This window comes from uncultured Merdimmobilis sp. (assembly GCF_902471145.1).
GTDB lineage: Bacteria > Bacillota > Clostridia > Oscillospirales > Ruminococcaceae > Merdimmobilis > Merdimmobilis hominis.
This window is the reverse complement of record NZ_CABRJC010000013.1, coordinates 52,605-64,546: the sequence shown is the minus strand read 5'-3', so window position 1 is coordinate 64,546 and position 11,942 is coordinate 52,605. Positions and strand designations below refer to the sequence as shown.

The following is an 11,942-nucleotide window of genomic DNA, read 5'->3' as shown; positions in this document are numbered from 1 at the left end:
TCAATTAAAACTGGTAACAATCACTTTTCACCGTAAAGCGGCAGGTAGAGCACAACCTTAGGAGGAGGTCGCTTTATCCGGCTGAGCTGCGGAGCCCTATAAAAACGGATCAAGAGAAGAGCTGCCACAAGAAATTGCCTGGGCTGTTTTTCTAGGCCTTTCAAACAACATCCCAAAATAGGGGTGGGGACTTTGGGTGGGCACTCCCCTGCTGGACTTTAGTTTACACCGAACAAGAGGGGGTTGTCAACCAAAAAGCCAAGAAGGGCGGAAATGTTCCGCTTCCCCCTTTTCGAATCCAAAAAAGAATGGTATAATGACCACAGAGCAGCCGCGGGAAGGTGTTTTTTGCCCCGCATCGGCCGCAAGATGGAATTTTTCTTTCCTGGGGATGCGGATTGCCGCCACGCCCCAGCTGGGAAACTTTCCAAGCGGTTCCCCAGCGCTGCGCCCGTTTTGATTGGAACTTAAGAAAACGCCCCGGGCCGCCGCATAGCGGGGGGAAGGGGCGGCAATGCTAACGCTAGAACGAGGTGATTACAAGGTGAAGCAGGAGAAATCGTGCGGTGCTTTGGTTTACCGTGTCAGGCAAAACGCCGTGGAACTTTTGCTGCTGAAGCATCGGTTTGGGGGGCATTGGTCTTTCCCGAAAGGCCATGTGGAATCGGGGGAGACAGAGTGTGAAACCGCCCTGCGGGAGGTCAAGGAGGAAACTGGCCTCACCATCGATTTACAGGAGGGATTCCGCCAATGTGTGGAATACTACCCCAAACCCAACGTCAAAAAGCAGGTGGTTTATTTTCTGGGCCATGCCTTAGACGATAAAGTGGTTAAGCAAGAGGAAGAAGTCAGCGAGATCTGCTGGGTCAAGCTGGAAGATGCCCACCGTTCGGTCACTTTTAAAAACGACAAGAACCTGATCGGCCATGCCAAGCGCTATCTGACTAAGAATTAAAACAGAAGACCTTGCCAAGGAATCTCCCGCCCACCCCGCGGGAGATTGCTGTTTCTCCCCATCCTTAAGATTGTATAAAGGAAGACAAAAGATGATGCAGAATTTTGACAAGAAACGATCCCGGCTCTTTGCGTTCCCGGCCCGGACCATTATGATCAGCTTTGTGCTGGTAATCCTGGTGGGATCGGTGCTTCTGATGCTGCCGTTCTCCTCCAAAAGCAGGGAGTTTACCGGCTTTTTGGATGCGTTGTTCACCGCCACCAGCGCCACCTGTGTTACTGGCTTGATTGTGTTTGACACCTTTACCCACTGGTCCTATTTTGGGCAGGTGGTCATTCTATCCCTCATCCAGGTGGGTGGCTTGGGGCTGGTGACCCTGACCTCTTTTATCAGCATGGCCATCGGCCGGAAGATGGGCCTGCGCAGCATGCAGCTGGCCCAGGAGTCGGTCAACTCCAGCGGGCTGGAAACCGCGGGGAATATGGTGCGGATGGTGGTAAAAACTTCCATGGCTTTCGAGCTGTTGGGGGCCCTTCTTTTGTGTATCACCTTTGTCCCCCAATACGGGCTGGAAGGGGTGTGGATCTCGGTGTTCCTCTCCGTCTCGGCCTTCTGCAATGCCGGGTTTGATATCCTGGGCCGGCAGACCCCATACATCTCCTTATGCAACTACAACGGCAACCTGATGGTCACCGGGGTGATCATGGCCCTCATCATCGCCGGCGGCCTGGGCTTCTATGTCTGGCAGGAGCTGTTTGCTTATTTCCGCACCAAAAAACTTTCGCTGCACACCCGTGTGGTTCTTATTGTCACTGGTATACTCATCGGGGCGGGGTTCTTGGTCTTTGCCGTCTTTGAATGGAACAACCCGGCCACCATGGGCGGCCTCTCTTGGTACGAGAAATTCACCGGCGCTCTATTCCAGTCGGTGACCCTGCGCACCGCCGGATTCAACAGTGTGCCCACCGACAGTTTCCGACCGATCACCGAGATTTTATCCGGCCTCATCATGCTGGTAGGCGCCGCTCCCGGCTCCACCGCCGGAGGTATCAAGGTCACCACCTTGGCCGTACTGATGATGACCATTGTCTCGGTGGCCCGGGGCCGGGATGACACCATCATCCTCAAGCGCCGGATCAACAAGGAGACGGTGTATAAATCCCTGACCATCATCCTCATCGCCATCATGGCGGTGGCTACGGCCGCCGGGGTCATGGTGGGGACTATGGGGGAGAGCCACTCCATCACCGGCTCCCAAAGCTTTTTTGAGGCCTGCTCCGCTTTCGCCACCGTGGGCATCTCCTGCGGGGTGACCGGCATGGCCAACATCCCCTCCAAAATCGTGCTCATCCTGCTCATGTTCTTAGGGCGTGTGGGCCCGGTCTCTTTTGTCCTCTCCTTTGCCGCGAAGCCCGCTTCCAACAAAAAAGAGGTCATCCCCGAAGGGCGGATCATGGTGGGATAGGGAACCCCCCATGTATGTATCCCCCCAGGGCTTGGGGGGATGGGCTCTGTTAGCCGATCATCGAAGACATGTTTTCAATGACATTGCCCACAGTGCGCAGGGCTTTGCCCGCATTCTTTTTCAGGGCGCGGCGCTGGGCTTTGCTGGATTTTGCAGTGGCCATATAGGCGGCGGTGCCCACGGCGGCACAGGCAGCGATGCCGGCGATGGTGGCGGAAACAGGTTTGTTCATAAGGTGGTTCCCCTCTCTTCCAAAACAAAAATCGCTTGGGACGAGGCGGCGCTGGCTGGTGCGATATGCTGGAAATTTGGAAAACCCAACGTTTTTTCTCCATTTCCAGTGCCGGCGCTTCTTTGTCCCATGCTTTTTTATCCTTTCCCAGCCGCCGCCGAAAACACCCGAGAAGATTTGACAAGGCTTCCAAGTTTCAAAAACAAATTGGACTATCCCAACGATTCTACGAATGCCACAGGATTTGGCGATTTGAAATAGAGAAAAATTAGCTATATTGCAATAATGATTTAGCGCCTTATCCCAAAATTCAAAAAATCTTGTGTTTTGCAATAAGAATGAGTTTGTGTTATTCTAAAAAACAAGGGGTTTTGCACAAAAGGCGGGGGGACAAACCGCCTTTCCTTCCGCGTTGCGGAGCCCCCGGACGGACTGTATACTGATAGATGAAAAGCGGAGGATATTATATGGATAGACCATTGCGCGTTGCGGCCATTCATGATCTTTCCGGCGTGGGCCGGTGTTCGTTGACGGTGATTCTCCCAGTGCTTTCCGCCATGGGGGTGCAGGTTTGCCCCGTTCCCACCGCCATGCTCTCCTGCCATTTTGGCTTTGGGGATGTGGTGTTCCGGGATCTGACGGACTACATTCCCCGCGCCCTGGAAAACTACCAGGAGCTGGGCATTGACTTCGAGTGCATTTACAGCGGCTTTTTGGGGTCGGAGGAACAGGTGGACCATTGTCTGGAGTTTTTCCGCAGCTACCCCAAGGCACTGATTGTGGTGGACCCGGTGATGGGGGATCACGGAAAGCCCTATAAAACCTATACCAAGGAACTGCAGACCCGCATGGGCGAACTGGTGTCGGTGGCGGATTTGATCACCCCCAACTACACCGAAGCCTGCATTTTGCTGGGGGAGGAGTACAGCCACGAGCCTGTCACCCGGGCCAAAGCCAAGAGTATGCTGGTCCGCCTGTCGGAGCTGGGGCCCAAAAATGTGGTGATCACCGGCCTTTCCCTGGCCACCGGAGAGATCGCCAACGTGGGCTACGACCGGGACCAAAACGCCTTTTGGCGGGTGACCTGTGACTATGTGCCGGTCTCTTACCCTGGGACAGGGGATTTGTACGCCAGCGCCCTAATCGGTTCGCTGCTCACGGGGGACAGCCTGCCCATCTCTATGGATCGGGCCACCCGGTTTGCGGAAATCTCCATCAAAACCACCTTCAGCTACGGGACCGAGACCCGCCAAGGGGTGATGCTGGAGCGCTCCCTGCCTTGGCTGACCCAGCGGGAAGTGCTGAAGAACTACCAAATCCTGTAACGGCAGCCTGTCCTTCCTATCTCTCCGCTACTACGAGATAGAGGGTGTTTTTATGAACAAGACCAAGCAGAAAATCACCGCCTATGACATCGCCGCCATCGGGTTGATGGCCGCCGTGGTGTTTGTGGCAACCAACTTTAAAATTTACATCCCCACAGCCATCGGCAAAACCATGATTCACTTCGGCAACATCTTCTGTCTGCTGTCTGGCCTCCTGCTGGGCGGCGTCCGGGGCGGGTTGGCTGCCGGCATCGGTTCCGCTTTCTTTGATGTGATGGACCCGTTGTTCGTCTCCAGCGCTCCCTTTACCCTGGTGTTTAAATTCGCTATGGGTGCAGTCTGCGGCGTCATTGCCCACTCTGGCGGCAGCCGCGGGGAGAAAAAGGCCAAAAATATCATAGGAGCGCTGTGCGGCTCGGTTTCCTATGTGATTTTATACCTGGGCAAAAATTTTGTGGAGGGGTATTACCTCCACCACAACCCTATGAACACCGTCCTGGCTTCCCTGGTGCAGAAGGGCTCGGTGTCCCTGTTCAACGGGGTTGTCGCCGTCATCGTTTCGGTGCTGGTGGCCCCATTGTTCCTGGCCGCTATGAAGCGGGCGGGCATTTACCGCAAACTCTTCCCCTCTCAATCATAGAATCGACATTTACCCAGAAAGAAGGGCCTCCCCAGCTAGGGGGAGGCCCTTCTTTCGTTGTTGTTACCGGAAGGCGATATAGTAGTAGGTCTGGCCGGAGCTGTTGAGGAAGAAGGCTTCGTAGTCGTACTCCCCAGCGCCGCTGCGCACCGAAATCCCCGTATCGGTGAGGGATGCTCCCATGCTGCATCCTGCCTCCGAGAGGATGGCAAAGCCGATCTGCACCTCGGTGTACAAAGTGGGGTTCATCCGCAGCAGGGGGACGAAGTCGGTGTAGACCAAGCATATTTTGGGGCGGAACCCCAAGTCCACCGCCCGGGTGATCTTCCCATCCCCCACATAGCTGCCGCACACTGGGGTAAGCTGGTGAAACGCCGCATCCAGCTTGAGGTTGTCAGCGTTGAAGTCGTCCATTTTGGGCTTGTCGGCGCCGGACCAGCTGTTGAGGGAGAGATGGGCGGTTTTTTGGGAACTAGGCATGCTGCCCCTCCTTTCCAAGTTTGTGGCCGTTGATATCAAACCATTGCCAACTGAAATCGGCCGAATCCCAGTCGGTGAAGGAGAGGCTGAACCCGTCGAACATCTCCCAAGTCAGAATGCCCACATCAAACTCCGCCGGGAGATGGGCAGGTAGCAGGGCCTGGATCTGCTTTTTCAGCTGCTCCCAGTTTTCATACTCCAGCAGGGTGTCCACAAAGGAGATCGAAAGGGCCCCCTGTGGCGGGTTCTCGGTGATCTTCACCTTGACTCCGGCCCCGCTGACCGACTGTTCCAGCCGGGGGAGGGTGAAGTCCCCAGGTCGGATGGCCAGGCGGGCCAGCACCGTCTCCCGTCGGCTTTCCAGGGGGACTTCCGGTTGGGTGGGGAGCCCTAGAAGGAATTCCCACCGGCTCAGCGCTTCCCCGGAACAGCTGGTGACAAAGCTGTCCTCCGCCACCCGGCGCAAGACCTCTTCCACCAAGGCGAACCCCACCCCGTAGGCTTCCAGTTCCCGGCTGACAAAACTGTCGGGGGAGAGGTCATAAAGACCCATGGGGAGGAGCATCTCCCGCAGGGCCATAGCCGCCGCCCTCATTGGGCGGCCCCCATTTGGGTCACGGTGATGGCCCCGGGCACCGCCACCTGCCGCGGCTCAATGGAGGTGTCCCCCGTAGGGGTGAGGAAGCGGCAGTTAGTGACAGAGGGCAGGCTATACACCCTGTGGATCATCCCGGCGAGGAGGGCGCTGCTGCCCACCCCCAGCCCCGTCAGGTATTGAGTGAGGGCTTCCTCCACCTGGGTTTTAGCCTCTTCCAGTCCGGCAGAGGTTTCAATCTCCACCGAGACAGGGACCGCCACCGCCTGGGCCGGGGTGAGGGTGACGTCCACGCTGATCTCTTTTTCAGCGGCGAACCGCTCCTTGAGGCGGTCCATCACCTCCCGGGAGGGAGCGGTCCCCCCAGCGGTGACTACCACCTCCACCGTGCCAGCGCCGGAAGGCCGGGGCAGAACTAGGGCAGAGGTGATCCCCTCTTCTTCCAAGGCAGCCTGGTGATAGTAGGCGGCGTTGGCTCCGTTGGACACCTCCCGGTAACTCTCCAGCAGCCGCCTGCGCAGGGATTCATCGTCCTCCGCGTCCACCCCGCCGGTGAAGGGGTCGGGGTTGCTCACCGAGGCGATACCGCTGGCCGGGGTGATCAGCACCGAGGCGGCGCCGGATGCCGCATTTCCCCCGCGTCCGGCAAGTTCTGCCTTTGCGGGGATGAGCACGCTTGTCTTCCCCTGGGGGAGAATCCCGTCCTCGGTGGTTTGGTACCGATAGGAGGGTTCTCCGTCGGTGGAGACAATCAGCCCCGCCGGAAGGGGGATATCTTGGGGGGCCGGGGTGGCGCGGACGAACTTCAGCACCCCTTGGGCACAGGTGGCCGCCTTGCGCTGCAAGCCCCGCTGGGCGGCATGGCGGTCCAAAAACTCACCGGAACTGGTCTCAGGAAAGGCCCGGGCCTCCAGTTCTGCGGCGTAGTTGTACAAAAGCTCCAGCTGGGCGGCCAGTACCGTCATCCGGATGCCCAGGTCGGAGGCGTCGTCCGCCTCCGCGCCGGTCAATTCCCGGAAGCGGTCGGTCATGGCCGTCCGAATTTCCGTTTGGGTCATGTTATAAATTCACCTCCAACAGGGTGGATGCCTCGCCCAAAGCCAGCTCCAGGGAAAGTTCGATCCGATCTTCTTCCGGGTCATAGCGGCAGGTGATCTCTCCCGCTTTTGCCCCGGCCATAGGGGCGAGGGCATCCATTACATACCCCTGGGCTGCTCGGTTCATCTGGGCGGCGGGACCCCTCTTGAGACGGTACAGTTCACTGCCCAGCTTAGGGTTGGGGGCAAAGCCCCCTTTGCGGCAGATGAGTCGAATCATCGCCCGCTGAGCTAGTTCCGCCTTCCCATCCACCGTCTGGGGCAGCCCCCGGCTGTCCAAGAGAAAATCCCCGTTGTGCAAAAGTGTGTCCATTAGGTATCCTCCTTTTGAGGGGGGACCACTGTCCCGTCGGGTTGGATGGCCAGCCCATTGATTACCACATCCCCGGTGTTTTTCAGGTGGATATAGGCCCCGCCGCCGCTTTCCAGGATGAGCTCCCCCGGATTCAGCCCTTGGGTGGAAGCTGCGGTGCCCAGCAGGGCGTAGCCGCCCCCAAAGGGGATGAGGAAGCCCTGTTCCCCCTCCTTGGGGAAGCAGCGTAGGCCGCTGGGGCAAAAGAGGGGGAGGGTGTCGCAGCAGTCGGCAGCTGCGGTGATCTTACCTTCCGCCGAGGCGGAGATCCTCCCGGTGCAGGGGTCCAATTGGTTTGTCATGGTTGTCATTCCTTTCGTAGATACAGCCGGGTAAAGGCCCCGCTGGCGGAGAATTCCCACCGGATCTCCACCGGGTAATATCCCATCTCCGAGCCAATGGAGTCGATGAGGTCGAACCGGTCGGCCAGGGAGAGGGGAAGAAGGTCGGGCAGCAGCGCCTCCGCCTGCCGGTAACGGTTCCAGGCGTCCATGAGCAGGCGGTCCGCCCCGGCCTGGGGGTTGTGCTGGTATTCATCGGGGGGGATCCAGTACCGTTTGCGCCGCACCCCGATCTCCTGGGCTTTTTCGCTGGAGACCGCGGAGGAGTAGTAGCCCTCCTCCCCCCGGATGCAAATTTTGGAGAGGACCCGGCTGCGCTCCCGCCGGAAGGTCAGCTTTTGGTAGGCTAAGCCCCCCTCCCCAATGGTGTACCGCCGCCCCCCGCTGGGCCGCTGGGGTTCAATGACTCCCTGGGGGGTCAGGTAGGGCCGCACCCCTAGAGCTCCCTCGCAAAACCCGCAGAAGGCCTCCCACTCGCTGGCCCCCTTGGACACCCGGTAAGAGGGGAGCCGCAGCTCCCCAAACCCGGCGATCGGGAAGCCGTAAGGGGCAATATACCGCTGGTAGACATCCTGGAGCCGGGGGGAGTCAAACCGCTGGGGAAGGGCTTGGTTGTCCAGCAGCAGCGCCCCGTCCGACCGGGCAAAGAGGGAGAGCAGTTCCCCCTTTGGGGAAGAGACCCGCTCCTCCTCATCCACCTCCCCGATGAAGAGGATATCCCCTGGCAGCTGGGCTTTCACTTTACAAAGGGGCGGCAGGTCCTGGGGTAGGGGAAGGGTCAGCTCCAGCCCGTCCGCCGGGGAGTCCACCGCCCGGCTCAGTTGGAGGGAGACCGGCTGGGGCAGCGGGCAGGCCGTCCCGGTCTGGCTGTACCCGGTCAGCTGGATCAAATTGCTCATTGTGGCCACCGTCCTTTCACTGCCCTGCCTCCTCCAAAAACACCGCCGTGTAGGCGATGACCCGCCCGTCCCCGTCGGCGGTGTAGGTCAGCCGTTCAAAAAGGGCAAACAGCGCCTCGCCGGTGGGGAGGAATAAAGTCTTGACCTCCCCGCTTCCCGCCGCTTGTGCCAGGGAAGCAAGGGCTTTCCCTGTTTTCTGTGGGCTGTCGGAAAACAGTTCCCCTTTGCAGGTGATCCGCCGGCATTGGGGCCCCAGGGGCTGGATGCGTCCCCCCAGCCGGGGAAGGAATAGTTCTGCCGCCTTCTGGGCAGTCTCCACCTGGATGGTGTGGGGGTTGTGGGGGAAGAGGTAGTCCCCGAATTGCATGCGATCCATCAAAAATCCCTCCCAAAGGGGAAGCGCAGGGCTTCCCGTTCTTGCAGTTTGGCCATCCGGTGAAGGAGGTTGTCCTCATCCTCCCAAAGGGGGGAGGCAGGGAAGGCCTCCATCTCCGCCGGTTTCCAATCGGCAACGGGTTCCCCCTCTTGGGGGAGGTTGGGCATCTGTGCCACCGCGGGGGGATCTGGCATCACCGCCGCCGGAAGGTTCTCCCGGTGGGGCGGGGTCAGCCCGGCGGCCTCTTTGTTTCGGGCGAGGGCCCGTTCCAATCCAGTCATCTTCCCACCTCCCTGTCAAAGGATTCGTTGACGCCCCACTCCCCGCCCTCCCGCAGGAGCTGGGCATACTGGGCCAGCTCCTCCAGGGAGAAACGCTCCAGTACCTGGGCGGGGTGGGTCAGCTGAGGCTCTCCCCGCCGCAGGGAGAGGAAGACCGCCGCGCAGTTGTAAGCCACAGCCAGGGCGCCTAGGTCGTCGTCCATCTGGGCGAATAGCTGGGGGAGCACCTGGGCGGCCACCCGGCGCAATTTGAGGGCGTCGCCGGCGGTCAGGGGGGCGAAGCTGGGCCCGCTCATCGCAGCTCCATCCGCTTGGCAGCGGCGACGGTGACTGATTCCACCATCACATCCCCCAAGGCGGCCGTCTCGGTGATGCCGGCCCACTCGCAGCCGGAGTAGATGATTTTCCGGTCGGGTTTGACCACTACCACGTTGAAGCCGGAGAGGTCGAAGAAGCCGATGCCATCGTCCAACCCGCCGGTCAGGCACACCCGGGAGAGCTCCAGAATGTGTTTTACCCGCCCCCCTACCGTGCCCACCGGTTCGCTGGAACCAAAGGCTTCAATGGTGCGGCTTTCCCGGGTGGACCGGGCCTTATAGCTCTGGACTACGGCCAGCTTTTTGCCGTTGATTTCAATGTAAATATCCTTGCTTGTCGGCAGAGAACCAATTGCCATACCTGTGCCTCCTTTACACCTGGATGCTGGCGGAGATCAAAATCTGGTTGGCGGCGTGGGCCACGGCAAAGGCCAGCTCTACCACCAGTACCGCCGGGTCGTCCGGGTGGACATACACCCGGGGCGGCTCATAGCTTTCGATAATCTCCCCATCCAGCAGCTGACCCAGTTCCACTGTCACCTGGGAGGCGATGCTCTCCCGGGTCTGGGTGGTGTTTTTCATCCCGGTGAGCCGGGATTTGAGGGCGCCCCGCACCGTTTCCATCACGTGGTCAATAATCAGTATGGTGTTGACCGGCAGGAAGCTCAAATCCGTCTTGCCGCCGGTCTTGGTGCGGGTGGTCACCGCCCGGATGATCTCCACCCCGCCCGGCTGGGTCTCCAAGGGGGTGACCCCAGCGCCCAGCAGGGTTTCCACCTCATCCTGTCCCAGTTCCCGGGAGAGGCCCTCCGGCAGCGGGATTTCCCGTCCGGAGAACCCGGTGGAGGGGTCGCTTTCACAGAGGATTTCCCCGGCCACTGCCGCCGCGCCCAAAGGAGGGCATGCCGCACCGCCCAGGGAGGGGGCAGGGCAGACGAGGACCATCCTCTCGCTGTTCAGGGCGGAGGCCAGGGAAGAGGCGGCGGCGCTGTCGTCCACCCCGCAGAAACCCAACCGCTCCCGGCTTCCTTCGCTGGCCCGCTGGCAGCTCTCCTGCAAGGCGTCGAGGATGTCCTCCTCGGCCTTATCGCAGAGGATGCAGCCCACCTCGGCCACCGGCTCCAAGGCGGCAAAGGCGGCGGCGTACCCCTCTGCTGTATCGGTAGCTGCCGGCGAGAGGTAGACCGCGGCCACCCCCCTCCCAAACAGGAGGGAACAGGCGGCTAATGCCCAGCCTTCCAGCAGGGCGGCGGCCTCGCTGTAGCGGGAAAGGCGGGTCACCCCCTCCACCTCGGGAAAAACGCCTGCCAGGGCAGCAGCCCGTTCGCTGACCGGCCGGGCGTACAGGCTGGTCACCGCATATTGGGAGTACACCCCCGGCCGTTTGGTAGCAATGGGGTTCATTCCATCACCCTCCTCAGTTCAATTTCATCAATGGCGAGGGAGGTCTCCCCGGCGCTGATCAAGGCGTTCATCCGCCCCTTGGCGCACAAGAGGAAGCCCCCGATGTTTTTGTCGTAAGCTACAGGGCCACAGGTCAGCTCCTCCACCCCCAGGCTGTTGCGACGAAGGAGCAGGGCGTCGAGCAGGTCCTCGAACAGCCCTTGGCAGGCCCCACCCCCCAGGCGGACCGGGCAGGCCAGATCAAACCGCAGGGTGATTTGTACATACCGCCCCCGCAGGGTCTGGCTGCTGTCCTCCCCCAGATAGTCGTCCAGCCCTGCATCTTGAACTGCCATAGCGTCAAACCCCACGGCAATCCGGCTTTTGAGGAGGGGGGAGGGCTTGGGCGATGGAGGAAATTCCCCCATCACCGCCACCCCTTGGCCGGAAAAATGGTCGGAGAGGTAGTCCACCAGCTGCTGTTTCAGCTCCTTCAAATCAGCCATCCCGCTCCTCCTCCCGCGCCCGCTGGAGAACCGCCCACCGGTAGAGGGCCTTGCCTTTGCCGTAAAAGTTCTCCGTCTGCTTCACAAAATAATGTTCCTCCCCAAAGCGGATAAAGTCCCCCTGCTGGGGGTAGGGGAGGGCTGGCCCATAGTAGAGGGCATGGCCTTTTTCCAGCTGCCCCAAGGCGGAGTAATCCGCCTCCAAATACAGCTTGTTCCGGTCGTGGATGGGCTGCACCACCGCCTTTACCCGGTGCACCTCCCCTTGGTGTTCGATGGCCGTCTCCCACCCCAGGCGGGTGAGGATGGCCTCCACACCGGTCACGGTTTCACCTCAAAAAGGACTTTGGGGGAGAAGTCCGCCAGGTCGGCAAGGGAGAGGATGGCGTCGTCCCGGATGGCTCCAGCTGCCCGCAGCAGGCCGTCCCCATCGCAGGAGACCGAAAGCTCCCCCGCTTTGAGGCTGTGGCACCCCACCGCCGCCTCTAAAAGGGCGTATTTGTAATAGGCGATAGCCGCCGCCCCCTGGGTGAGCCGTTCCCCCTGCTGGGAGGGGGAAATCCCCTCCCGCAGGTGGGCCAGCAGGTCGTTCCAGGCAGAGGCGCACAGCCCCCGCCACCGTTCTTTTTCCCCCTCGTCCAAACCGGCGAGGGAGAGGAATGCCGTCAATACGGCGTCAACTTCCGACATAGGCGCAC

At 60.3% G+C, this 11,942-nt stretch carries 19 protein-coding genes; 4 read left to right on the top strand and 15 right to left on the bottom strand.

Going from position 1 to position 11,942, the window contains the following annotated elements:
• The first annotated feature begins 514 nt into the window (after nt 1-514).
• Together RDQ42_RS07480 and RDQ42_RS07475 are read left to right on the top strand one after the other, a co-directional pair.
• Nucleotides 515-955 carry a bis(5'-nucleosyl)-tetraphosphatase gene (locus RDQ42_RS07480; RefSeq protein WP_071427640.1) on the top strand — a complete coding sequence of 147 codons (441 nt, stop codon included), beginning with the start codon at nt 515-517 and terminating at the stop codon, nt 953-955.
• A 91-nt stretch (nt 956-1,046) separates the two neighbouring features.
• Entirely contained in the window at nt 1,047-2,420 is a 1,374-nt protein-coding gene (locus RDQ42_RS07475) for a TrkH family potassium uptake protein (protein ID WP_054331407.1), read from the top strand.
• A gap of 49 nt (nt 2,421-2,469) precedes the next feature.
• Here RDQ42_RS07475 and RDQ42_RS07470 read toward each other — a convergent pair whose 3' ends face one another.
• Nucleotides 2,470-2,652, bottom strand: a complete 183-nt coding sequence (locus tag RDQ42_RS07470) for a hypothetical protein (protein ID WP_308588499.1) — start codon at nt 2,650-2,652, stop codon at nt 2,470-2,472.
• Nucleotides 2,653-3,119: 467 nt separating this feature from the next.
• Between RDQ42_RS07470 and RDQ42_RS07465 the strand changes: the two genes are divergently transcribed.
• Together RDQ42_RS07465 and RDQ42_RS07460 are read left to right on the top strand one after the other, a co-directional pair.
• The gene (locus tag RDQ42_RS07465; RefSeq protein ID WP_054331409.1) at nt 3,120-3,977 is read left to right on the top strand and encodes a pyridoxamine kinase; all 858 of its coding nucleotides are present in this window, start codon (nt 3,120-3,122) and stop codon (nt 3,975-3,977) included.
• A 52-nt stretch (nt 3,978-4,029) separates the two neighbouring features.
• On the top strand, nt 4,030-4,617 hold the full coding sequence (locus RDQ42_RS07460; protein WP_054331410.1) for an ECF transporter S component: 588 nt from the start codon (nt 4,030-4,032) through the stop codon (nt 4,615-4,617).
• Between the two features lie 63 nt (nt 4,618-4,680).
• Here the strand turns inward: RDQ42_RS07460 and RDQ42_RS07455 are convergent, their stop codons facing one another.
• The 14 genes from RDQ42_RS07455 to RDQ42_RS07390 are packed head-to-tail and all read right to left on the bottom strand — an operon-like array spanning nt 4,681 to nt 11,934.
• Complete coding sequence (locus tag RDQ42_RS07455; protein WP_054331411.1) at nt 4,681-5,097, bottom strand: hypothetical protein; 417 nt, start codon at nt 5,095-5,097, stop codon at nt 4,681-4,683.
• Nucleotides 5,090-5,692, bottom strand: a complete 603-nt coding sequence (locus tag RDQ42_RS07450; protein WP_231358013.1) for a putative phage tail protein — start codon at nt 5,690-5,692, stop codon at nt 5,090-5,092. The genes RDQ42_RS07455 and RDQ42_RS07450 overlap by 8 nt, the downstream gene beginning before the upstream one ends.
• Entirely contained in the window at nt 5,689-6,750 is a 1,062-nt protein-coding gene (locus RDQ42_RS07445) for a baseplate J/gp47 family protein (RefSeq protein ID WP_054331413.1), read from the bottom strand. Before RDQ42_RS07445 ends, RDQ42_RS07450 begins: the two co-directional genes overlap by 4 nt.
• A gap of 1 nt (nt 6,751) precedes the next feature.
• Nucleotides 6,752-7,102, bottom strand: a complete 351-nt coding sequence (locus RDQ42_RS07440) for a hypothetical protein (protein ID WP_054331414.1) — start codon at nt 7,100-7,102, stop codon at nt 6,752-6,754.
• Nucleotides 7,102-7,443 (bottom strand): hypothetical protein, encoded by a 342-nt coding sequence (locus RDQ42_RS07435; protein WP_054331415.1) that lies wholly within the window; start codon nt 7,441-7,443, stop codon nt 7,102-7,104. The genes RDQ42_RS07440 and RDQ42_RS07435 overlap by 1 nt, the downstream gene beginning before the upstream one ends.
• A gap of 5 nt (nt 7,444-7,448) precedes the next feature.
• Nucleotides 7,449-8,381, bottom strand: a complete 933-nt coding sequence (locus tag RDQ42_RS07430; protein WP_054331416.1) for a hypothetical protein — start codon at nt 8,379-8,381, stop codon at nt 7,449-7,451.
• A gap of 16 nt (nt 8,382-8,397) precedes the next feature.
• Nucleotides 8,398-8,757: a hypothetical protein gene (locus RDQ42_RS07425; protein WP_054331417.1), complete on the bottom strand. Its 360-nt coding sequence runs from the start codon at nt 8,755-8,757 to the stop codon at nt 8,398-8,400.
• Entirely contained in the window at nt 8,757-9,038 is a 282-nt protein-coding gene (locus tag RDQ42_RS07420) for a hypothetical protein (RefSeq protein WP_054331418.1), read from the bottom strand. The genes RDQ42_RS07425 and RDQ42_RS07420 overlap by 1 nt, the downstream gene beginning before the upstream one ends.
• Complete coding sequence (locus RDQ42_RS07415) at nt 9,035-9,334, bottom strand: hypothetical protein (protein WP_054331419.1); 300 nt, start codon at nt 9,332-9,334, stop codon at nt 9,035-9,037. Before RDQ42_RS07415 ends, RDQ42_RS07420 begins: the two co-directional genes overlap by 4 nt.
• Nucleotides 9,331-9,714, bottom strand: coding sequence for a hypothetical protein (locus tag RDQ42_RS07410; RefSeq protein ID WP_054331420.1), 384 nt, complete (start codon nt 9,712-9,714; stop codon nt 9,331-9,333). The genes RDQ42_RS07415 and RDQ42_RS07410 overlap by 4 nt, the downstream gene beginning before the upstream one ends.
• Before the next feature lie 13 nt (nt 9,715-9,727).
• The gene (locus tag RDQ42_RS07405) at nt 9,728-10,759 is read right to left on the bottom strand and encodes a phage tail sheath protein (protein WP_231358018.1); all 1,032 of its coding nucleotides are present in this window, start codon (nt 10,757-10,759) and stop codon (nt 9,728-9,730) included.
• Entirely contained in the window at nt 10,756-11,244 is a 489-nt protein-coding gene (locus RDQ42_RS07400) for a hypothetical protein (RefSeq protein ID WP_231358019.1), read from the bottom strand. Before RDQ42_RS07400 ends, RDQ42_RS07405 begins: the two co-directional genes overlap by 4 nt.
• Nucleotides 11,237-11,569, bottom strand: coding sequence for a hypothetical protein (locus tag RDQ42_RS07395; RefSeq protein WP_231358020.1), 333 nt, complete (start codon nt 11,567-11,569; stop codon nt 11,237-11,239). The genes RDQ42_RS07400 and RDQ42_RS07395 overlap by 8 nt, the downstream gene beginning before the upstream one ends.
• Nucleotides 11,566-11,934 carry a hypothetical protein gene (locus RDQ42_RS07390; protein ID WP_054331424.1) on the bottom strand — a complete coding sequence of 123 codons (369 nt, stop codon included), beginning with the start codon at nt 11,932-11,934 and terminating at the stop codon, nt 11,566-11,568. The genes RDQ42_RS07395 and RDQ42_RS07390 overlap by 4 nt, the downstream gene beginning before the upstream one ends.
• Between the last annotated feature and the right edge of the window lie 8 nt (nt 11,935-11,942).